This is a genomic window from Thalassospira sp. ABL2_045, assembly GCF_056161285.1.
This window is the reverse complement of sequence record NZ_JBSWYV010000007.1, coordinates 51,104-71,821: the sequence shown is the minus strand read 5'-3', so window position 1 is coordinate 71,821 and position 20,718 is coordinate 51,104. Positions and strand designations below refer to the sequence as shown.

Annotated in this window: 19 protein-coding genes and 1 tRNA gene; 3 read left to right on the top strand and 17 right to left on the bottom strand. The window is 54.6% G+C overall.

Going from position 1 to position 20,718, the window contains the following annotated elements:
• Nucleotides 1–16 precede the first annotated feature (16 nt).
• Entirely contained in the window at nucleotides 17–595 is a 579-nt protein-coding gene (locus ACXAIA_RS11700) for a hypothetical protein (protein WP_475349477.1), read from the bottom strand.
• A 281-nt stretch (nucleotides 596–876) separates the two neighbouring features.
• The gene (locus tag ACXAIA_RS11695; protein WP_475349476.1) at nucleotides 877–1,269 is read right to left on the bottom strand and encodes a hypothetical protein; all 393 of its coding nucleotides are present in this window, start codon (nucleotides 1,267–1,269) and stop codon (nucleotides 877–879) included.
• A 502-nt stretch (nucleotides 1,270–1,771) separates the two neighbouring features.
• Between ACXAIA_RS11695 and ACXAIA_RS11690 the strand changes: the two genes are divergently transcribed.
• A complete protein-coding gene (locus ACXAIA_RS11690) occupies nucleotides 1,772–2,815 on the top strand; it encodes a helix-turn-helix domain-containing protein (RefSeq protein ID WP_475349475.1) in 1,044 nt (347 codons plus the stop codon).
• Between the two features lie 134 nt (nucleotides 2,816–2,949).
• A complete protein-coding gene (locus tag ACXAIA_RS11685; protein WP_475349474.1) occupies nucleotides 2,950–3,900 on the top strand; it encodes a DMT family transporter in 951 nt (316 codons plus the stop codon).
• An 8-nt stretch (nucleotides 3,901–3,908) separates the two neighbouring features.
• On the opposite strand, the gene ACXAIA_RS11680 is transcribed toward ACXAIA_RS11685, so the two are convergent.
• From ACXAIA_RS11680 to ACXAIA_RS11645, 8 genes are all read right to left on the bottom strand, one after another.
• Nucleotides 3,909–4,802 carry a ketopantoate reductase family protein gene (locus ACXAIA_RS11680; RefSeq protein WP_475349473.1) on the bottom strand — a complete coding sequence of 298 codons (894 nt, stop codon included), beginning with the start codon at nucleotides 4,800–4,802 and terminating at the stop codon, nucleotides 3,909–3,911.
• A gap of 103 nt (nucleotides 4,803–4,905) precedes the next feature.
• A complete protein-coding gene (locus ACXAIA_RS11675; protein ID WP_475349472.1) occupies nucleotides 4,906–5,838 on the bottom strand; it encodes a nitrilase-related carbon-nitrogen hydrolase in 933 nt (310 codons plus the stop codon).
• 112 nt (nucleotides 5,839–5,950) lie between these two features.
• Nucleotides 5,951–6,991 carry an extracellular solute-binding protein gene (locus tag ACXAIA_RS11670; RefSeq protein WP_475349471.1) on the bottom strand — a complete coding sequence of 347 codons (1,041 nt, stop codon included), beginning with the start codon at nucleotides 6,989–6,991 and terminating at the stop codon, nucleotides 5,951–5,953.
• 93 nt (nucleotides 6,992–7,084) lie between these two features.
• Complete coding sequence (locus tag ACXAIA_RS11665) at nucleotides 7,085–7,879, bottom strand: ABC transporter permease (RefSeq protein ID WP_475346985.1); 795 nt, start codon at nucleotides 7,877–7,879, stop codon at nucleotides 7,085–7,087.
• Nucleotides 7,876–8,766 (bottom strand): ABC transporter permease, encoded by an 891-nt coding sequence (locus tag ACXAIA_RS11660; RefSeq protein ID WP_475349470.1) that lies wholly within the window; start codon nucleotides 8,764–8,766, stop codon nucleotides 7,876–7,878. Before ACXAIA_RS11660 ends, ACXAIA_RS11665 begins: the two co-directional genes overlap by 4 nt.
• A gap of 2 nt (nucleotides 8,767–8,768) precedes the next feature.
• Nucleotides 8,769–9,863, bottom strand: a complete 1,095-nt coding sequence (locus tag ACXAIA_RS11655) for an ABC transporter ATP-binding protein (protein ID WP_475346983.1) — start codon at nucleotides 9,861–9,863, stop codon at nucleotides 8,769–8,771.
• 251 nt (nucleotides 9,864–10,114) lie between these two features.
• Nucleotides 10,115–11,338, bottom strand: a complete 1,224-nt coding sequence (locus tag ACXAIA_RS11650; protein WP_475349469.1) for a CaiB/BaiF CoA transferase family protein — start codon at nucleotides 11,336–11,338, stop codon at nucleotides 10,115–10,117.
• 106 nt (nucleotides 11,339–11,444) lie between these two features.
• Nucleotides 11,445–12,635, bottom strand: a complete 1,191-nt coding sequence (locus ACXAIA_RS11645; RefSeq protein WP_475349468.1) for an acyl-CoA dehydrogenase — start codon at nucleotides 12,633–12,635, stop codon at nucleotides 11,445–11,447.
• 200 nt (nucleotides 12,636–12,835) lie between these two features.
• Here ACXAIA_RS11645 and gcvA point away from each other — a divergent pair, with 200 nt between their 5' ends.
• A complete protein-coding gene (gcvA, locus tag ACXAIA_RS11640; RefSeq protein WP_475349467.1) occupies nucleotides 12,836–13,762 on the top strand; it encodes a transcriptional regulator GcvA in 927 nt (308 codons plus the stop codon).
• A gap of 5 nt (nucleotides 13,763–13,767) precedes the next feature.
• On the opposite strand, the gene ACXAIA_RS11635 is transcribed toward gcvA, so the two are convergent.
• The 7 genes from ACXAIA_RS11635 to ACXAIA_RS11605 form a co-directional block, all read right to left on the bottom strand.
• On the bottom strand, nucleotides 13,768–15,219 hold the full coding sequence (locus ACXAIA_RS11635; protein WP_475349466.1) for a hypothetical protein: 1,452 nt from the start codon (nucleotides 15,217–15,219) through the stop codon (nucleotides 13,768–13,770).
• Nucleotides 15,216–16,205, bottom strand: a complete 990-nt coding sequence (locus tag ACXAIA_RS11630; protein ID WP_475349465.1) for a hypothetical protein — start codon at nucleotides 16,203–16,205, stop codon at nucleotides 15,216–15,218. Before ACXAIA_RS11630 ends, ACXAIA_RS11635 begins: the two co-directional genes overlap by 4 nt.
• A gap of 420 nt (nucleotides 16,206–16,625) precedes the next feature.
• Nucleotides 16,626–17,501: a homogentisate 1,2-dioxygenase gene (locus ACXAIA_RS11625; RefSeq protein ID WP_475347194.1), complete on the bottom strand. Its 876-nt coding sequence runs from the start codon at nucleotides 17,499–17,501 to the stop codon at nucleotides 16,626–16,628.
• A 431-nt stretch (nucleotides 17,502–17,932) separates the two neighbouring features.
• Nucleotides 17,933–18,009 (bottom strand) — tRNA-Arg (locus ACXAIA_RS11620).
• A 159-nt stretch (nucleotides 18,010–18,168) separates the two neighbouring features.
• Nucleotides 18,169–18,693, bottom strand: a complete 525-nt coding sequence (locus ACXAIA_RS11615; protein WP_475349464.1) for an acyloxyacyl hydrolase — start codon at nucleotides 18,691–18,693, stop codon at nucleotides 18,169–18,171.
• An 88-nt stretch (nucleotides 18,694–18,781) separates the two neighbouring features.
• Entirely contained in the window at nucleotides 18,782–19,738 is a 957-nt protein-coding gene (gene pip / locus ACXAIA_RS11610) for a prolyl aminopeptidase (protein WP_475349463.1), read from the bottom strand.
• 121 nt (nucleotides 19,739–19,859) lie between these two features.
• Nucleotides 19,860–20,705, bottom strand: coding sequence for a hypothetical protein (locus ACXAIA_RS11605; protein ID WP_475349462.1), 846 nt, complete (start codon nucleotides 20,703–20,705; stop codon nucleotides 19,860–19,862).
• Between the last annotated feature and the right edge of the window lie 13 nt (nucleotides 20,706–20,718).

Genomic DNA, 20,718 nt, shown 5'->3' with positions numbered 1-20,718 from the left:
GTTGCCGATCCAGCGCCTAGTTTTTGTATCTGGTCACCCGTGGTTCTGGCGGCAGGATTTCGTGTTCAGGTTCAAGATATATCCCGTAACTCTGTGTCACGTTGACATGATCAGGGCGCGGTTTCTGCCCTTTGGCGCACATGTTGTGAAGCTGAACCATCAATTCTGATGACCAACCGCTTTGCTGGTGCGGCGAGTTTTGGTCTTGCTGCTCGGAAGATGAGTCATGGCTGAGACGATCAAGGCGTTTATCGGTTTTGGCTGCAACCGGCCCGTCATGACGCATGACACGAAGACCTTCGATAAAGGCCATCATTTCCATCACTGACTTCAGCATTCTGAAACTGTCTTCGAAGGTGCGCGTTACCGCGACTGATGCTTCGTCAATATAGTCGGAAAACATGCCATCCATCGCCGTAGGAGCGGGCGCATCATCCTGTAGGTCGCTTTCGACCAGATATTTCCATGCCTGATGATTTGGCTCATTCACACGACGTCCGGGAAGAATATGGCTGTTCGGGCCCCAATCACGGCCCGTGCCGCTACAATTGACTTCTCCCTTCCGGCGTGCCGGATGCGGTACACAAGACATCATCTCTAACCCCAGAGAATAAAATTAAGCTTCACTGATATTCATGTCCTTACATGAACGCAGATCTTCCCACTCTGTGAACGGTCATGTGTCTTATTATTCCGCACAATTCTACCTAGGATTTTATTGGTGAAATGCACATTCCATCCAAATCGATATGCGAATCATCCAAAAAGTGGATAAAATGCATCTATTCGGCACCATGAACACGCCTTCTGGCGCCAGACATATGCATGCGCGCCCACGCGATCATACTATCAGGTTCGGGATACTGGGGGCAGGACCTAGCTTCGCCGGGTTTCCGAATGACCGTTTGAAGAGACTGTATCGTTCACCGGGAGGATGGTCGTGCCAAACAGCTTTGCACTGTGGTGTTTGATCGGTTCCGGCGTCCAGTCACGTTCGAACATGCTGTGCATTTCCGCCAGAACACCAAAAGCCCAACCTGTTTCGGCGCCAGACTGCGTCGGCGCAGCTTCGTTGGTACCCGTGATTTCATTGGTATCGCCCGGCACTGCTGACAAGGTTTTGTCATTGGCGCAGGACCGCATGCCCTCAAGCACAAGGATCATCCGTGCGAGCGGCGCAAGCGTTTCGCAATCGGGCCCATCAAATTCCGTATCGGGGATTTCAGGTAAACCGGTACTGCTGGCATTCGCTGCTTTGGCGTCTGGCACGTTTGACGGCCCGGCCCTTTTTGGGCGGTCGCAATCTTGGTTGTCCGTGCGTGATTTCACGCGCACTGACGGCATCTCAATCAGATCCATATTCTCCCCCAGAGAAGATATCACGTCACACTGATAGAACCCGTCCCCGTTATTTTGTTTTCATCAAAGGACGGTTGAATTTTGCATGTATCTAGCATGCGGATCAGAGGCCCAATGCACCACGCGTCCAAAAGAATATGCAAAGAGTCCAAATCATCAGACCAAGATATCATCAATCAGTGGTTTTACGTATGCGAACATGAACCAAAGGCACCTGACCTTTGTGACGTTACGGAATCCTCAGCGTTTGTGACCAATTGATAGGTATAGCTATACCTTTTGGGCTTTGACGCCTTGGTTGAAATAGATCTAATATAGAACGCATCTGGTATTCGTTGCGTTCCGCATGCATTGCCAGAATGACCGGCGCAGGTAGCGTTGTTTGCAAATATAGCAAAACCGGGGATCAGGAATGACAGATACACAAGCGAATACGCACACCTTTTTCACCGTCAATGACCTTCCAATGTCAGTGCGTTATGAGATCTGGAAAAGCAGCATTGACTGCATCTTTGATGTCGAAACCCTTCCGGATATCCGCAAGAACGATTTCCATGCAACAGTTGATGCTGACCTTTTGGGATCGATGATGCTGGCGCGGACTGTTAGCAAACATCAGTTCTGGTCACGCAGCCCATCAGGTATCGCTGCCGACGGCATGGACCATTACATGGTGCAGTATTTCTATGGCGGCGGGATGTCATCCGAAGAAGGAAAGGACGGCGAGACCCTTGCGCATGGCGGATTGCTGTTTCAGGACCTGTCACAGGTTGCCAATGCAGTCACCACCGACTTTGACAATCTCGTCATGATTTTTCCAAGGCAGCTTCTGGAAAATCGCCTGACTCTGCCGGAAGATCACAATATGCGGTTTTTAAGCCCGCGTGACCCGATGGTACGCATTCTTGCCAGCATGATGCTGTCATTCAAGGAAAACGCACATTTCTTTAGCCCGGAACAGGCAAGCGTTCTGGAAAACAGTTTTGTCGAAATGCTCGCCGCCTGTCTGAACGCGGCCCAGGGCGAAACGTCCGACACATCGCATAAGCGGCAAAACCTCGAAACCATGGCAATGGTGCGGCGCTACTTCCGAAAGAACTTCGCCCTGCCCGATCTGACGCCTGACCGTGCGGCGCGGGAACTTGGGATATCGCGGTCCAAACTTTATCAGTTGATGGAAGATCACGGTGGCGTCTATCGGTTTATCCGGGATTTGCGATTGCGCCACGCGATGGTGTTGCTCGCGTCCCCGACCGAGGGCAAGCGGTCACTTTATGACATTGCGCTTGAATGCGGTTTTTCCAGCGACACCAGCTTCATTCGCGCGTTTCGTGAAAAATACGACATCACCCCCGGTGATTTCAGGCGCAACGCCCAGGCCGGACGCATTGATCTGCCCGAGAGTAGTGATGGACAACGCGATACCCGATATGAAAAGTGGCTGCATTCCCTGTAATGCGACAGACTTCTGACTGAAGGCTTTGAAATATCATGCAGTCAGACATGAGAATTTATCAGTATTGCCCATTCTGAACTTGCGATATCCCTGAACGCAGGTCACATGACCGGCCACCATTCAGGAAAAACACGATGAACAGCTTCTGGTCTGGAATTGGGTTACGCCTTGCTGCGACCGGATTGTTCGGGGTCATGAACCTGTTTGTCCGGCTGGCCTCTTTCGAAGCCCCGACCGGCCAGATCGTCTTTTGGCGCAGCAGTGTCGCGCTGATCCCGATTGTGGCGTACCTGATGTGGCGCAATCAATTTCCCAGGGCGCTCCGCACCAAGCGCCCGTTCGGGCATCTCAAACGCAGCACCTATGGCTGTATTTCGATGTTTCTGGCGTTTGTGTCGCTGGCCTACCTGCCGCTGGCACTGGCCACCGCACTCGGCTTTCTGGCGCCACTGATCCTGATCCCGGTTGCCATCATCACGCTGAGGGAAAATCCCGGCTGGCTGGTGATTGGCGCAACCATTGGCGGGTTTGCTGGTGTGTTCCTGATGCTGTGGCCAACGCTATCGACCCCGGGACTTGATCATAACACCCTGATCGGGATCGGGGCCGGTGTGGCCTTTGCGGTTACCACCGCCTTTGCCAAGGTCCAGATCAAGGCACTGACGACAACCGAACCATCCGGCACGATTGCCTTCTACTTTGCCGTGATCTGTTCGATCGGCGGTCTTTTGACCATTCCGTTTGGCTGGGCGCCGCTTTCGGACAACAACATTGTTTTCCTGATTGGCGCGGGTCTGACGGGTGGATTGGCGCATATCGCCATGACCGAGGCACTCGCCCGCGCCCCGGCATCGACCCTTTCGGCGTTTGAATATACCGCCATGATCTGGGCGATCATCCTCGATATCATCGTGTTTGGCGTCTTGCCCGCCCCGATCAGCCTGATGGGCGGGGTCTTCATCGTTATCGCCGCCGCGCTCGTGATGTTTAACGACCAGATCGTCGCCACCATCACCCGCAAATTCAAACGCTCGCCCGAGAACCCCGAGGGCGCGACTGAACCCGCGAACTCCCCGGCAGAGTAATCAGGCAATTACACCGATTTGGTTTCCTGTAATTTGGTCAGGGCATGCAAGGTCAGATTGGTCGGGGTTGCGATCCCCAGTTCCGCCCCTTTGCGCACGATATAGCCGTTCAGAAAATCAATCTCGCTTGATTTGCCGCGCGCCAAATCCTGTGCGGTTGAGGAAAACTGACCAGGCATGGTTTCGGCGATTTTTTCAATCGCACCCCAGACATCGCCCGGCACCGTCACACCGCATCCCTTAGCAACCGCCAGACATTCATCCACCGCATTGCGCATGACACCCCAGACGCCAACACCTTGCACGACTTCGCCATAGGGCCGCTGGGTAATGGCCGAAAGCGCGTTATAGGCACAATTCAGGATCATCTTGGCCCACAGGGCACCGGCGGCATTTTCGGAAACCTCGACCGGGATTTTCGCCGGCACCAGCGTATCGACCACGGTCTGGCTTTGTGCGGACGGACCAATCACAAGTTCACCACGCCCATGGTGTTTGACATGGCCCGGTCCGCCCATGCTGGTCGCGACATAGACCACCACCGGAATAACCGGCTGGCCCAGAACACCCGTGAGGCGTTCAGCATTATCCACACCGTTTTGCAAGCTGAGCACGATGGTGTTGGCGGACAGGAACGGTTTGATCTGTTCACCCGCCTCGATCGTGTCAGTGGATTTGACACAGAACAGGATCATTTCCGCACCCGCGACACCGGCCGCAACGGTATCACCCGTAACAGTCACATATTCCTGCGACGACCCGAAATCGAGCAACAAGCCATCACGGTTCATGGTCTCAACATGGTTGGGGCGCCCGATCAGGGTGACGTCATGACCAGCCCGGGCCAGCATCGCCCCGTAGTAACATCCCACCGCCCCGGCACCCATTACCGCAATCTTCATGATGACTGTTCCTGATTTTGATTTCTGTCGCTTACGCAGGAAACATCATCTTTGAAGCGCCATGCAGATCAAGCAAAGATTTCGAGGTGTTCCCAAGCGGGAATTAGCCGAATTTATTGACGGAAACGTGGCCTGCCGTCCAGCCACCTGGCCAGACTTCGGCTTCGCCATTGCGCAAGTTGCGGATCAGGCCCACGGGCACATCCTTGGAAATCAGCAGTTCGCCATCGGCACCATCATCAAAGGTCGGCTCGGTTTCGGCAAATCGGCCGGTGTGGCCCAATTGCGGTTCGCACGGGGTAAAGATCGAACAGCCTGAATAGTTGGTCGGGTTGTTGGTGGTATTGATCGCAGCCCCGGTCGTCCCGCAGGCCCCGACCACTGTCATCAGTTCAACCGCGCGCGCCTTGGCACAACCAAACACCCGGTTATAGCCCGATGGCGTCAGGGTCATGGATGGCACGAGCAACAGATCAATATCAAGCGGCGCAAGAACGCACGACAAGGCCGGCATTTCAATATCAAGACAGATCAGCACAGCCACATTAAGCCCGCGCCATTTGATGACATTGAAATCCTTGCCCGGGGTAAGGTTCCAGTTTTCCGGCTCCTGCTCACCCGGGGTCAGCGACAGCTTGTCCTGAATGATCGCGTCTCCTTCGGGGGTGAAGATCATTGCACTGTTGGTCTGTCCGGCCGCCGGGTTTTCCGGATCAATGTGCCAGGGCATGCTGCCAGCAACCAGGAGCATGTCATGCTTCCTGGCAAGGTCGGCTGCGTATTTGCGCGCCTCGGGCGCAAGATCGGCCATCCAGGCAATTTCCTGACCGGTTTGCAGACCTTCGGGTTTGAAGGCCAACCATTGTTCGCTGGCATATTCCGGCAGAACGAAAATCTTGGCCCCTTGCTGGGCGGCCTCGGCCATTTTGGCATCAACATGGTCGGCCCATCCGGCCAAATCCGCGACCGGTCGACCAAGGTTTGTCGCCCAAAGGGCCAAAGTTACATATTCGGGGAAGGATGCCGGCGAAGTCATGATCAGCGTTCCTGAAATCAATATGGTGGTGGTCGCAAAAGTTGTGGGCAAAATAACATGATCCGGCCATCAGACGACAGCCGGATCACAAAGATGACACGTGGAACCGAACTTAGTTTTTAAGTTTGGTCCAGACACGGTTACGAAGATCACGCGCCTTGACCGAGCAGTTCTGCGACGGAATCAGAAGGTCAGCGTATTCTTCAGGCATGTTCACGGCCGGGTCGGAATTCAGCGACGGATCCATGAATTCGCCAGTGCCCTTGATCGAGTTCATGTAACCGGCATAGTTCGACGCAGCGGCTGCGTTTTCCGGTTTCATCATCCAGTTGATGAAGGTCTTGGCGTTCTCGAGGTTCGGCGCGCCATCCGGAATGACAAAGTGGTCAGCCCAGTAGGTCAGGCCTTCCTTCGGATAGACAAAGACCGCTTCCGGGATGCTTTCCTTGGTACGGTGGGCTGCACCGTTCCACTGCATGTGCATCTGAACTTCGCGGGCCGACATACGGTCGATGGTGCCCTCAGAGCTGTAAACAGCGATGTAGGGTTTCTGTTTCAACAGAACATCAAGAACCTTCTGCGCTTCGGCCGGGTCCTCGGTGCATTTTTCAACGCCCGCATAGTAGGACGCCGCATTGAACATTTCGACTTCGTCGTTCAGCGCGCCGATCTTGCCACGGAATTCTTCACGCGGTTCGAAGAATTCTTTCCAGCTGTTTTCAAGCTCGCCATCAACAACAGCACCGTCATAGGTAAAGCCGGTGGTCCCCCAGAGATAGGTCACGGAGTATTCGCGCTCCGGATCGTATTTCATGGTGTCATGCGGCTTGGCAACGTTGCCGAAGTTCTCAAGGCTTTTGGCATCAAACTTGGTTGCCAGACCTTCCTTGATCATCACGTCGACCATGTAGTCGGACGCAACGGCAATGTCATAGCCCGATGCGCCGGCCTGCAGCTTTGCCAGCATGGTTTCGTTGGAATCATACACATCAAGGGTCACCTTGATGCCGGTTTCTTCTTCGAACTTTTCCATCAGGTCCGGCGGAAAATAGTTCGACCAGTTATAGAAAAACAGATCGCCATCAGCCTGTGCCGAACCGGTCGACAACAAGGCGATCGCGGATGCTCCCAGAAGTACGGAACGTAGTTTCATCGTGAGACTCCCAAATAAGGACGGTGCGTTGTTTTGTTATTCGGATGGCCGGCCCGTCCGGTGAACCCGCCATCCCGTTTGGTATTTCAGTGACTAATAGCGAATACGATCAATCATGAACGAGATGCTGACAAACACGATTGAGACAATCAACATCATCGCAGAGATAGCATTCACCTCAGGCGTGATCCCGATCCGGATCATCCCAAAGATATAGATCGGCAATGTCGTGGACCCCGCCCCGCCAACGAAATAGGAAATCACAAAGTCATCAAGCGAGATGATGAAGGACAGCATCGCACCCGACAAAATCCCCGGCCACAACAACGGCAAGGTCACACGCCGGAAGGCTTTCCATTCATTGGCATAAAGATCGTTTGCTGCCTCGACCAATGCGGGGTCCATGCCCTCAAGCCGTGCGCGGATCGGCAGATAGGCAAACGGAATGCAAAAGACCGTATGGGCGATAATCACAGTCAGAAGGCCCAGCTTGATACCCAGCGCGACAAAGAACAGAAGTGTTGCAATCGCGGTTACGATTTCAGGCACCAGCAGCGGTAGAACCAGCATGGCTGACACTCCTGCCTCCCCCTTGAACCGACCACGCGACATGCCCATCGCAGCCAAAGTTGCCGCAATGGTCGCCAGAACCGTGGCCGAGATCGCTACAACGATGGAGTTCTGGGCTGCGCGCAGCATGTCATCGTTGGAAAGGGCCGTGACATACCAGTCCATGGTAAAGCCGGTCCAGATCGTCGCCAGACGGTTTTCGTTAAACGACAGCGCGATCAGAACGACAATCGGCAGATAGAGATAGGCAAAGAAGAACATTGCCGTTGAGGTGATCCCGCGGAAACGCCACAGCGGGTTGGAAGCATCGACTTTCATCGGCTTTCCTCCGGCAATGATTTGAACTTGAACGAATAGACCATCATCGAGATCAGGACGAGTGCCAGAAGCACAAAGCCAAGTCCTGCCCCAAGCGGCCAGTTACGTGCAGCACCAAACTGGCTGCCGATCAGGTTGGCAATCATCATGAACTTGCCACCGCCGAGAAGTTCCGGCGTCACATAAGCACCAAGACACGGAATAAAGACAAGGATACTACCCGCCGCAATCCCCGGTGCCGCAAGCGGGAGGATCACACGGCTCATGGCGCGACGCTTGTCCGCACCCAGATCAAAGGCCGCCTCGACCAGTCGATGATCCAGCTTTTCAAGGCTGGCATAGATCGGCAGAACCATGAACGGCAGATAGGTATAGGTCAGACCAATCGACACCGCATAGGGCGTGTACAGGACATCAAGCCCGCCGGTCTCGATCCCGATCCAGTTCAGCATGCCATCAATCAGGCCACCATTACGCAGTAACAGCATCCACGCATAGTTTCGCACCAGAATGTTGGTCCAGAACGGGATCGTCACCAGAAAGATCAGGAAGTTCCGCCGGCTTTGCGGTTGGGTCGAAATGTAAAACGCCGTCGGGAAGCCCAGCAAAAGAGCAAAGACGGTCGTCATTGCCGACAGGCCGAACGAACGGGCGAAAATCTGCAGGTAGTCGGTATTGACCACCAGATTGTCCATCAGGTCGCGTTCAAAGATGAAACTGATATAGGCATCCATCGAGAATGCCCCCCAGTTCACCCCGCCGTAATCGCCGCGTTCCAACATGGAAACATAGGCCATCTGCAACAGCGGCACGGCCATGAAGAAGCCGATATAAACCACTGCGGGTGCGACCAACCAAAATCGTTTGGATCGTATAATGCTGCCCATGATCAGTCTGCCAGTACCCGAACGGCATCGGGCGACATGGTGATGGCAACGCGGTCCCCCTCAGAGAAGTCAGCCTTGGCACCAGCCCCGTTCTGCATCCGGACGGTCAGCATGGCGTCATTGCCAAGATCAATCTGATAGGTGGTGTCTGTCCCGAAATAGATGACCGTAGCAACCGTGCCGGTCAGCTGATCGGCACCGGCATCATTTGCAGCAGCCAGTCCAAGACGTTCCGGACGGACCGAAACCGTGACTTCGCCACTGCGTTGATCAGAAACCTCTTGTGTCAGGGCAATCACCTGACCACCGCCAAGTTTCACTGCACGCTTGCCTGCACCGCCATCGACAAGTTCACCAATCAGGAAGTTACTGTCGCCGATAAAGTCCGCGACGAAGCGATGGGTTGGTGCTTCGTAAATTTCGCGCGGCGCACCGATTTGAAGAATTTCACCAGACTTCATCACAGCAATTCGATCCGACATGGCCAGGGCTTCTTCCTGATCGTGGGTCACGAACACAAAGGTAATCCCGGTTTCGGTCTGCAGGCGTTTGAGTTCGACCTGCATTTCCTTGCGCAATTTCAGATCAAGGGCCGACAGCGGTTCATCAAGAAGCAGGACCTTTGGCGCGGGGGCAAGTGCACGCGCCAAGGCAATACGCTGCTGCTGACCGCCGGAAAGCTGGCTTGGCACGCGGTCGCCATATTCTGCCAACCGCACAAGTTCGAGCATCTCTTCTGCCCGGCCATCGGCCTGTTTGCGGCTTGTGCCCTGCATTTCCAGACCAAAGGTGATGTTCTGTTTGACCGTCAGATGCGGGAACAGGGCATAGGACTGGAACACCGTATTGATCGGGCGCTTGAACGGCGGCAGGTCATTGAGTTCCTTGCCCTCAAGCAGGATCTGGCCCGATGTTGCCTGTTCAAAACCGCCAATCAGGCGTAGCAAAGTCGTTTTGCCGCAGCCCGACGGGCCCAACATAGTGAAAAACTCGTTCTGAAAGATATCAACCGACACCGAGTCCAGTGCGGTGACTTTGTCCGCCCCTGAGCCAAATGTTTTACCAACAGACTGCGCTGAAATGACTACTTCTGACATGCACTTCCCCGAATTTGTATTTTGCAAAATGATATAAAATCTACAGAGACTTGCAATCCGGAGGTCGCGAAAGCATCGCTATTTACAGAACTTCCGCAATATCCTCGTTAAAAGGGTATCCAAACTGGTGCAGATTGCGTCAGAACCACGCATTACAAAATAATGTGCAACGCACCATTCAACCAAAAGAGATGATTACCTGAAAAAGAACAATCACCAAGCGTTATTGCGAATGGCCTTTTCTGCCCGGATCAAACGATCCCCGCGTCCCGTAGCTTGGCAATCTGATCATCACTGAGATCGGCCACCTTGCGCAGGATTTCATCGCTGTGCTGCCCCAACATCGGCGGGGCTTTTTCATCCGTGATCGGCGTTTTGGAAAACTTGATCGGATTGGCAACCGTCGGAACGGTTCCGGCCGTCGGATGATCAAGCTGTTTGACCATGCCGCGATGCTGGACTTGCGGGTTTTCAAACACACGATCAAGGGTATTGATCGGCCCGCACGGCACATTGGCCTTTTCAAGCGCGTCAATCCATTCATCGGTGGTTTTCTCCACCATTGCCTGACGGATCAGCGGTACCAGATCTGTTCGATTGGCAACGCGTTTGCGGTTGCTGGCATAGCGTTCATCAAGCGGCAGCGCATCAAGCCCGGCGACCGCGCAGAAGCTTCTGAACTGGCTGTCATTGCCAACTGCGAGGATCAGATAACCATCCGCCGTCGGGAAGGCTTCGTAGGGCACAATATTGGGATGTGCATTGCCAAGGCGGCCGGGCGCATTGCCGGTCGCAAGATAGTTCATCGCCTGATTGGCAAGAACCGCTGTCTGAACATCCAGAAGTGCCAGATCGATATACTGGCCCTCGCCGGTGGCATCCCGATGGCGCAAGGCCGCCAGAATGCCAATCGTTGCATACAGCCCGGTAAAGATATCGGCGACCGCAACACCAACCTTCATCGGCTGCCCGCCCGGCGCGCTGTCCGGTGCACCGGTGATGCTCATCAGTCCGCCCATGCCCTGGATCATGAAGTCATAACCCGGCCGGTCCTTATAGGGGCCGTCCTGCCCGAACCCGGTGATCGAGCAATAGACAAGCTTCGGGTTCACCTTTGAAAGCGATGCGTAATCCAGATCGTATTTCTTCAGGCCACCGACCTTGAAGTTTTCGAGCACCACGTCACTTTCCGCAGCAAGATTGCGGACAATCTCCTGACCTTCGGGCTTGGTGATATCGATGGTAAGCGACTTTTTGCCACGGTTCGCCGTGAGGTAATAGGCCGCCTCGGTCGTGTCTTCACCATTGGCGTCCTTGGCAAAAGGAGGGCCCCAGCCACGGGTATCATCACCGGCACCGGGACGTTCGATCTTGATGACCTCTGCCCCCATATCAGCAAGGGTCTGACTGGCCCAGGGGCCCGCCAGCACGCGCGAAAGGTCAAGAACACGAAGCCCGGAAAGTGCGCCAGTCATCTGAATATCCCGAAATATCGACTTGTAAAAAGGCAGCTGGGAAAAAAGCAGCTGGAATCAAATAGGGCGACAACATTTCTGCCGTCGCCCGATCGAAATCTTTGGATCAGCCCTCGGTGGTGAAGGCCTGAAGTCCGGTCTGTGCACGGCCCAGGATCAGGGCGTGAACATCATGGGTACCTTCATAGGTATTGACCGCTTCAAGATTCATCGCATGACGAATGACATGGAATTCGTCGGCGATACCGTTACCGCCATGCATGTCACGGGCAACACGGGCAATATCAAGCGCCTTGCCACAGTTGTTACGCTTCATCAGCGAAATCGCTTCCGGTGCGCCTTTGCCTTCGTCAAGCAGACGGCCAAGCTGAAGCGCTCCCTGCAGGCCCAGAGTGATTTCGGTCTGCATGTTGGCCAGTTTCAGCTGGATCAGCTGGTTTGCCGCAAGCGGACGACCGAACTGTTTGCGATCCATGGTGTACTGACGTGCGGCATGCCAGCAGAATTCAGCAGCACCCATCGCACCCCATGCAATGCCGTAACGTGCCTTGTTCAGGCAACCGAACGGACCGCCAAGGCCCTTGGCATTCGGCAGCATGTTTTCTTCGGGCACAAAGACATTGTCCATGACGATTTCGCCCGTAATCGATGCACGCAGCGAGAACTTGCCTTCGATCTTCGGCGCGGTCAGACCCTTCATATCCTTTTCAAGGATGAAGCCGCGAATGACGCCTTCGTCATCCTTGGCCCAGACGACAAACACGTCTGCAATCGGGCTGTTGGTGATCCACATTTTGGCGCCCGACAGGTTGAAACCACCGTCGGTTTTACGGGCACGGGTTTTCATGCCGCCCGGATCGGAACCGTGATCCGGCTCGGTCAGGCCAAAGCAGCCAACCCATTCACCGGTTGCCAGTTTCGGCAGATACTTCTTGCGCTGTTCTTCGCTGCCATAAGCATAGATCGGATGCATCACGAGCGAGCTCTGAACCGACATGGCCGAACGATAACCGGAATCAACGCGCTCAACTTCGCGGGCGACAAGGCCATAGGCGACGTGGTTCACACCCGGTCCGCCATATTCCTCGGGGATGGTCGGGCCAAGCAGGCCAAGTTCACCCATCTCGGTCATGATTTCACGATGGAAAATCTCATGACGGTTGGCTTCAAGAACACGGGTCTGAAGGTTTTCCTGACAATATGCACGGGCCGCATCGCGGATCATGCGTTCGTCTTCGCTCAACAGCTCTTCAAGCAGGAGCGGATCTTCCCAATGAAACGGTGCGCGGCTTGCCATTCGCCTGGTCCTTTTATGAATTTTTGTACAGAAAGCAGGGGCAGCGCCATAGAAGGGCGAGATGACGCTACCCCTGAAAAGCTTACTTGCTTATGGGATAAAGCTAGGAATTGGCAGCGCAAGTTGCAAATGATAAAAGCGATATAGATTATGCAAAAAACTCATAAACTTGTTTCGCACCCCGACAACAGGATACCCGTTTGGCTCGCCGTATTCCCAGCCTGAAAGCACTTAGTTGCTTCGAACAGACCGCCCGGTTTGGCAGCGCATCGCGCGCTGCCGAGGAACTTTATCTGACACAAAGTGCGGTCAGCCGACAGATACAGGGACTTGAAACCTGGCTCGGGTGCAAGCTGTTTGCCCGCGAAAAGCAACGGCTTGTGCTCACGCCAGAAGGCGAAAGCTATATGCAATCCATTCGCCCGGCCCTTGATCAGCTTGAAAGTGCGACGCTTACCCTGTTGTCGGGCGGATCGGAAAGCGGGGTTCTGACGGTTGCGGCCCCGCCGACCTTCGGGTCGCGCTGCCTTATTCCATTATTGCCTGAGTTTCGCAGTAAATTTCCCGAAATTGCTATCAACTTTATCTCGCGGATCGGCATGCCTGATTTTGACCGCGAACAGATCGATATTGCCGTTCTGTTTGGCGAAGGACAGTGGTCGGAACTCGATGCCCATATTTTGCATGGCGAGGAAATGGTGCCGATCTGCAGCCCGGAGCTGGTTGCCAGCCTCGATCACCCGCCAAGGGCCGAGGATTTGCGGAACTTTCCATTACTGCATATCGCAACGCGTCCGCGCGGCTGGGCCGATTGGCTGTCGGCCAGTGGCTTGAGCGACATTGACGGTGAAAACGGGCCGAAGTTTGAACACTTCACCATGGCCATGCAGGCCGCCGCCGCCGGGCTTGGCGTGGCTCTGCTGCCGACCTTTGCGATTGAAGATGAACTGGCAAGCGGGCGGATTATTGCCCCGTTCGGGCAACCCAAGGCAAGCCCGTTTCACTATTATGCCTGCTGTCCGAAAAGTCGGGCGCGCCTTCCCAAAATCCGTGCCTTCATGAACTGGCTTGATCAACTCGATACGGCGGCACACCTGTCAAAAGCGACGAACGGAAAGCACGCTTAAACCGGTCAGCTTGCCTTCTGATCAGCCTCAAGCGCGCGCAGTGCAGACATCCCGCGACGACGCAACACATCGGCATCATCGGGCCCATCAACGATCTCAAGCAAACGCACGGTCGCAAACAGGTTGCGCTGTGCGTTGGGCACTTCTTCTGGCGTCAATCGACGCATGCTGTCCACACCCGCACGGCCAATCTGATTGAGCTTTTTCTTAAGCTCTACCACTGCTTTGGCCGCAGAACTCTGGGCGGCCAACACATCGGAAATGCGTGCGGTTTCGGCAATTGCCTCTGCCGATTTTTCGGCAGCCAGAACCTTCTCGTCATCAAATTCCTGGGAGAAGATCGGACGGGCAAGCCCGCCACGGCCCGACCCCGGGCCCTGTGCGGCTTCGAGTTTTGGCAAGGCGTCAATCACACGTTCGGGCGTTGCGCCAAACATTGTATCTGCCAATGCACGGGATACACGCCTGCGGGTATCAAGCAGCTTTTCACCCCAACGGCCATCCTTGCGGATTTTGAATTCGCGGGTAATGCGCACAAACTCGGATGCATACCAACGCGCAAGCGACAGAATGTGGGCTTCGTCCTTGCCAGTCACGACACCCTGTTCGATTTCGGTGACGGTTTCTGCCAGCAGATCAATGATCAGATCACCGGTTTCGGCAAGGTTGGTTTTCTCGATCGTGCGATCATCGGACTTGGTCGACAAGACACGGATCAGCTTGAACAACTCACTTGGCCGCAGCAAACGCGCAAGAACCGCAAGCAGAAACATCGGTTCGAAGCCCGGCTTGGCCTTTGAGATCGACATGAACAGATCACGCAGCCACGTCACGTCGTTCTTATCAAGCACCCTGATCGGGGCAGACGGGAAGCGTTCGCGCAATTGGGCGATTTCTTCGCCAACTGTCAGAATTTTACCAACTTCCGCAAAGGCCGTCATATGCACGCGCGACCCCAACCGGGTCGCAAGCGCGCGTTCATGTTTCACGCCAACGAGGGACTCTTCGATCTGTTGTTCAATCGTGCGCGCGCCCAGCTTCCAAAGCGTGCGTTCTGCAATGGCGAGCTTGGCCGTATCACGCGTGATTGCGGCCTTTTCGATTTCCTTCATGGCCTTTTCGAATTCGGGGCCACCAGATTCAACCACGACATTCCATATCGGCATCAATGAAGAACGGCTGATACGGATGCTTTTTTCATTCGGATCGCCAGATGTCAGCAAATCTTCAAACGGATCGCAGAACTGACGCATCGGTGTCGGAAAACGTTCCGGCTTGAGCGAGGCCAGACGCGGACGCAGGATCTGCAAAACGGTTTCGTGCGGGAGGGGCAGCTTGGGATCGGCACGATCGCTTTCGATTGCGCGTGTGAAACGGGCAATCTCGTTGCTACTAAGCGACTCAAACAACTGACCAAGCTGGGAAGCGCCAAGCTTTCCGGCATCTTCAATCTTCATGCCGACTGTCTCCTGAAGCGTTCGAGACGATCCATCACATCGGCGTCAATTTCCCCACTGCCAAGTTTACGCAATTCACCCGCCCAAAGCATCTGGTTCACGCGCACATCAACCCAGAACTGCTGCTCGGTCACGGCAATTTCCGATACCGGCAGAACCGGTGCAAAGCTTGCAACCTCTTCGACGGTTTCGCGCTGTTTGGCGCGATCTGTCAGGGATCGTTTATCCCAGACATCAATCAGTTCCTGCCAACCGTCAAGCAACCACCAAAGATATTCGATGGTCTGACCAATATCCTTCTTGGCGCGCTCCCAGTCGGTCAGAACCTTGCCAAGCTCACTGTTCCAGCTATCGACCTCGGCGATGCGCTTGAGCGCGTGGTCGCTGGTGGAGCGCGTTGCGCTGACGATACGTCCGGCCATAAAGCGGAAATCGGATTGCTCGGAATTTGCCCATTCCTCGATATCCTTGGCAAATTTCTTAAGCCCGTTGGCCAGAACACGCAACTGCCCCTGACAGCCTTCCAGATCGAGGCCAACCGGAGCGATCATCTTGCTCCATTCGCCGAGGCTATCAATGATGGTATCATTGGCAACCTTGTGCTCGGATGCGAAGCGGTTCAGCGCCTTTCGTGCGCGGATCTGCCCGTCAGTGGTCATCAGTTCTTCTTGCTTCATGTCCTTGACGGCAGCCCCGCCAAGTTGACGCAGGGCCTGATGCAGAACCGCCATCTGGCCAAGTTCGCGCGATGCCTTCTCATTCCAGTTGCGCCGCGCACAGACGCGGGCCAGCTCAACACCGCCAACGCCGGTGGCGCCAACCGTACGGCTGTGTTCAAGAACGGTTTGTGGCCGGATTTCTTCAAGCTCAAGCACGCGATCAAAAAACATGCGATCATGAACCGACAGATCAAACACTTCGCGCAAGGTATCAAGCGGCATTTCATAAGTGCCAAGGCCGCCTGAAAGGCCCGGCAGCATGATCATTTTCCGTCCACCCCTGCCAATCGACACGCGGGCATAGCGCAGCGTCTTGGTGGTAAAGGGCGTCCTCACCCCCCGCGCCTCAAAGGTTTGAGGCAAGCACGTCAAGGGGTCTTCCGGCACCTCATGTGGTTCAGGAGTCTTGTGGCTGACGGATTTTACGATCTTCTGCTTATTCATTATTGGCTTTGGTTAACCGTTATCGGCGCTGATGTCTAGCGGCCACCCTGATACCCCTTGAGATCAGGATGTCCGGCGTTAGGAAGTAAAACGTAATAAACGTCTTGTGAATGTACCCAAACTCGGACGGGGCGGTTCAAACCACCCCGACAAGTTGACGATTAGATTAACAACCTTCCGCGAAATTACCACCAACAACTCGCGGCGCCAAACTGCCATTTTTAGCTAAAACCCATCAAGTCCTTATAGCGTTTCTTCGGCCTTTTCCCACGTTTTGACATAAGACTTCCATTCTGCGCCGCCCGGGATCGACTCATCGATGTTCAAAAACACCCGACTGTCGATCATCACAGCCACTTCGTCAGTCTCAACCGGCGCCTTGACCATTTTGTTCTGATAGGCGCTTGGATGCGGTCCATGCGGGAAGCCACTTGGATGGAACGTCGCCATGCCGGCCTTGATATCTCCACGGCTGAAGAACTCGCCGCGATGATAGAAAATGAACTCATCGGCATCTTCATTGGAATGATAGAACGGCACCCGCATGACACCGGACTCACCTTCACCAACCTTCGGGATAAAGGTGCTCACCGCAAAAGTCTCAGTGACAAAGGTGCAATTGGCGGCCGGCGACGAGCGATGCCCATTGCCGCGACGCTTTGTCAGATCACGCCAATTCAGTTTCACGACACAAAGATCACCTTCCCAACCCACGGCATCAAGTGGATTAAACGGATAGGTCAGGGTCGAAACTTGGCCGCTGCGCTTGATATGGATCTCCCAAAAGGCATCATCCTGTTGGGCTACGAAGGCATCATCGATCTTTGGCAGGGTAAAAAGCATGGGATCAATTGCCCCTTCGCCACCAGATGACGGTTCGGGCAGCTTGAAGGCGTCTGAGGTGGCCTCCATCATCATGAATTCCGAAATTTCAGATGGCTCTATCCGCCAGGCGGTCCCACGCGGCAAAAGGATATAATCCCCGTCCCGATAGGGTAGATGTCCGTAGTCGCAAAACAACTCGCCCGCCCCTTCATGGACGAACATCAAGATATCCCCGTCAGCATTGCGTGCCAGTGCATGCATTTTGCTTTCCGTTTTCCAATAACGAAGTTCCATCCGCTCATTATGCAGAATTCGCCGCGCCTGAAGCGGGCAAGCCGGCCCTGATGACAGCTTCGCAAGGGAGAATGCGCGCGGCCTTAATGGCCCCTCAAACGTTGCCCAACCTGCTGGCGGGTGGCGGTGATAAATTTGTGCGGCCGGCCCCTGAAAACCCGCGCGTCCGACTTCGCGCTGATAGGTTTTTTGGTCCCCTTGCCCGTCCGGACGCGAAACGCATTGACCTTCACTGTTCGGAAGCCTGATCCAGCTCGTCATTTTATCCTCCCAGATCGTTTTATGGGGGGCTGCATCCATCATTAAAGTGCACCTCCCCTTTCTAGCGATATGAGAAAGATGCACTTGTTTTTCAAGCAAGACGGATCATCGGCAACGCAGGACAAATGCGTTATCAGAAAGCTTTGATCGCACTGAAGAAGAAAGAGAGATGGTGCGCCCGACAGGATTCGAACCTGTGGCCCCCAGATTAGGAATCTGGTGCTCTATCCTGCTGAGCTACGGGCGCAGTGCCGTTCGGCAGCATTCGATTAGCAGCAAATCCGATGGCGATCAATCCGCGAGGACACGGATATTCCCACCTTTCCGGACCAAACCGGGCCCCAAACGCAAATCAGCCGAGGATGCAATCACTCTCGGCCGATTAAAATCTTTGTCGATGATCGCCTTAGTCGAACAGGCGGTCAATCGGGAAGGAATAGGTCAGAGACAGAATTTCCGTACCCGGGTTCTCGTCGCCGATGCTGGCGTTCGAGATGTGCGAGATACCAAGGCTCAAACGTTCGTGGCTGTCAAAGCGGAAGCCAAGCTCAAGACCGGAACGGAATTCGATCCAGTGACCAAGGTCTTCGCCATTGCCCTGATGGTATGCACCAACAGACGTATAGACGCTGGACACGAAATGCTCGCCCCACAGAACGTCAACAGCAAGACCGCCATAGCCGTGAACGGCACCTTCGGAGGTCACCATCACACCACCAATCGGGCGGGTGACATCAAACATTGCGTGCTGGGCACGGTAGTTCAGACGAAACTCAGCTGCTTCTTCATCCTGAGTGATGTCGACCATACCGGTCGAAAATTCAAGCAGCCCGGAGGCATTATCGTTACCAAGAATTTGCTGCGCATGCGCCGTGCTTCCGAAAGCAAACAGAACGCAAACTGCGAGCAGCTTCCCCAATACCAACTTCATTAACCAAGTCCCCACTAGATCAATCGGTTCGCTATACTAGCCGATAGGTTTTCAAACTCAACAACACATTGCTGTTTGTCTGTTAATTTTACACGAACTTTTTGCCATCAAACCGATTGGTCGCACGCACAAGTTCCCGGATAATCCCCGGCTCACTTGCCGCATGCCCGGCATCATCAACAATCACCAATTCGGATCCGGACCAAGCATTATGCAGTGCCAGAGCCGATACCGGCGGGCAAACGACATCATAGCGGCCCTGCACGATAACGATTGGTGCGTGGGACACAAGCCCGACATTCTTGATCAACTGACCTTCTTCAAAGAAGCAGCGATGCACAAAGTAGTGATGCTCAAGTTTGGCCAATGCCAAGGCGATCTGATCACCTTCAAAATCCTCAACCAGACCATCATCGGGTAACAGCGTGCAGCACGTTGCTTCATAGGCCGACCAGACACGTGCGGCATCAATCGCAGCTTCTTCACCATCCTTGCCAGAAAAAATCTCGGCATAGCGGTCCAGCATCTTCTGGAAGCCCGGATTTTTATCAAACCCGGCGGCATCAAGGAAGCGACGCTCTGCCTCTGGGAAGAACTTCCCCATGCCTTCCATGAACCATTTGATCTCAGGCGTGCTGCCAAGGAAGATACCGCGCAGGACAAACCCGGTGACCCGCTCGGGACATGCCTGGCCATAGGCCAGCGACAAGGTCGAGCCCCATGAACCGCCAAACACCAGCCAACGCTCAATACCGCGTTCTTCACGCAGCGCTTCGATATCGCCAATCAAATGGTCGGTGGTGTTGTTTTCAAGACTGCCGAACGGGCGTGATTTCCCCGCCCCGCGCTGATCAAACAGAATGACGCGGTATTTTTCCGGATCAAAGAAGCGGCGGCTGTTCGGCGAAATGCCGGCCCCCGGACCGCCATGCAGGAAAATGACGGGAATACCGGCCGGATTGCCGACTTCTTCCCAATAGAGTTCGTGACCATCGTCACGCGACAGCCAACCTGATTGACGGGGCGAAATTTCGGGATAGAGCACGCGATGGACCTCTTTGTTTTGATAGCATTAACTCAACTTGGCCGGTGGTGGCGCAGACAAGAAGTCTCATAAACCAGACAAAAAGAACAAGCGTTATTAAAGCCGTCCTTCTTGCCACCGCCTAGCGGGCCATACACAGCCAGGATGGGTCGTGCAGCGCGATGTATGGCCCACCGCGGTTTTCAATCACGCCCCGCACCCGGACCTTTCGGCCAATCCAGTCCTGCATCGCGGCTTGGACGTCACCGTCTTGGCTGAAAACATCGCGCATCGTTGTATCGAGCGCGATGGTGAAATCTTCGCGCCAGTTTGCCCCGAAGTTCAGGTAACTGCGCCATTCCTGATGCTCGATGCTTCTGATCGTGCCATCAATCACAGCAAACCTGCCAATGGCATCTTTGGCCGACGAAATGGTTTCCGATTTTCCATGGTTGGCGTGCACATAATAGCCTGTATCCGGATCACGGTCCGACCACATCCCGACCCGGTTATCGATAGCGCCATCCTCAAGACGGATCAGATCATCGACATCCTGGCCGAGCTCCGGCAACAGCATTGCCAGTCCATCTTCCACAAGCATCCTGCGCCATGCATGGCCGTCGGTATCTTCAATGCGTACCGGCGTGCGGCCAAGAAAGTCAGGCTGATCGGAAAGGGCTTTTATCGTGACATTTTGTGCACTCAGTGCTGACAGCCTTGCCTTTGCCGCAGCCTCATATTCCGGGACAAAAGCGACATCTGCCAGTCGAAACAATGTGTCCGGGGCTTCTGGCGTGCTGAACGCATCAATTGCATCAATGCGAATATCCACGTTTCGCCAGACCTGACCGGGTTCCGATACGGTTGTGTTTACAGGCCCGACGATATGCTCTCCGCACCGCCATTCAGCGGCCTTTGCCGACACGCTTGCGGTAGCGCCAAGCCCGATAAGGATCAGCCACAGCGCACGTGTACCCACCGATGGCAAGGTGGCCCAAAAA

Bases quoted from the DNA above. Each gene is read 5' to 3' on its own strand.
- ACXAIA_RS11700 (WP_475349477.1), bottom strand. From the start codon at position 595: ATGATGTCTTGTGTACCGCATCCGGCACGCCGGAAGGGAGAAGTCAAT.
- ACXAIA_RS11690 (WP_475349475.1), top strand. From the start codon at position 1,772: ATGACAGATACACAAGCGAATACGCACACCTTTTTCACCGTCAATGAC.
- ACXAIA_RS11685 (WP_475349474.1), top strand. From the start codon at position 2,950: ATGAACAGCTTCTGGTCTGGAATTGGGTTACGCCTTGCTGCGACCGGA.
- ACXAIA_RS11680 (WP_475349473.1), bottom strand. From the start codon at position 4,802: ATGAAGATTGCGGTAATGGGTGCCGGGGCGGTGGGATGTTACTACGGG.
- ACXAIA_RS11675 (WP_475349472.1), bottom strand. From the start codon at position 5,838: ATGACTTCGCCGGCATCCTTCCCCGAATATGTAACTTTGGCCCTTTGG.
- ACXAIA_RS11670 (WP_475349471.1), bottom strand. From the start codon at position 6,991: ATGAAACTACGTTCCGTACTTCTGGGAGCATCCGCGATCGCCTTGTTG.
- ACXAIA_RS11665 (WP_475346985.1), bottom strand. From the start codon at position 7,879: ATGAAAGTCGATGCTTCCAACCCGCTGTGGCGTTTCCGCGGGATCACC.
- ACXAIA_RS11660 (WP_475349470.1), bottom strand. From the start codon at position 8,766: ATGGGCAGCATTATACGATCCAAACGATTTTGGTTGGTCGCACCCGCA.
- ACXAIA_RS11655 (WP_475346983.1), bottom strand. From the start codon at position 9,863: ATGTCAGAAGTAGTCATTTCAGCGCAGTCTGTTGGTAAAACATTTGGC.
- ACXAIA_RS11650 (WP_475349469.1), bottom strand. From the start codon at position 11,338: ATGACTGGCGCACTTTCCGGGCTTCGTGTTCTTGACCTTTCGCGCGTG.
- ACXAIA_RS11645 (WP_475349468.1), bottom strand. From the start codon at position 12,635: ATGGCAAGCCGCGCACCGTTTCATTGGGAAGATCCGCTCCTGCTTGAA.
- ACXAIA_RS11635 (WP_475349466.1), bottom strand. From the start codon at position 15,219: ATGAAGATTGAAGATGCCGGAAAGCTTGGCGCTTCCCAGCTTGGTCAG.
- ACXAIA_RS11630 (WP_475349465.1), bottom strand. From the start codon at position 16,205: ATGATCATGCTGCCGGGCCTTTCAGGCGGCCTTGGCACTTATGAAATG.
- ACXAIA_RS11625 (WP_475347194.1), bottom strand. From the start codon at position 17,501: ATGGAACTTCGTTATTGGAAAACGGAAAGCAAAATGCATGCACTGGCA.
- ACXAIA_RS11615 (WP_475349464.1), bottom strand. From the start codon at position 18,693: ATGAAGTTGGTATTGGGGAAGCTGCTCGCAGTTTGCGTTCTGTTTGCT.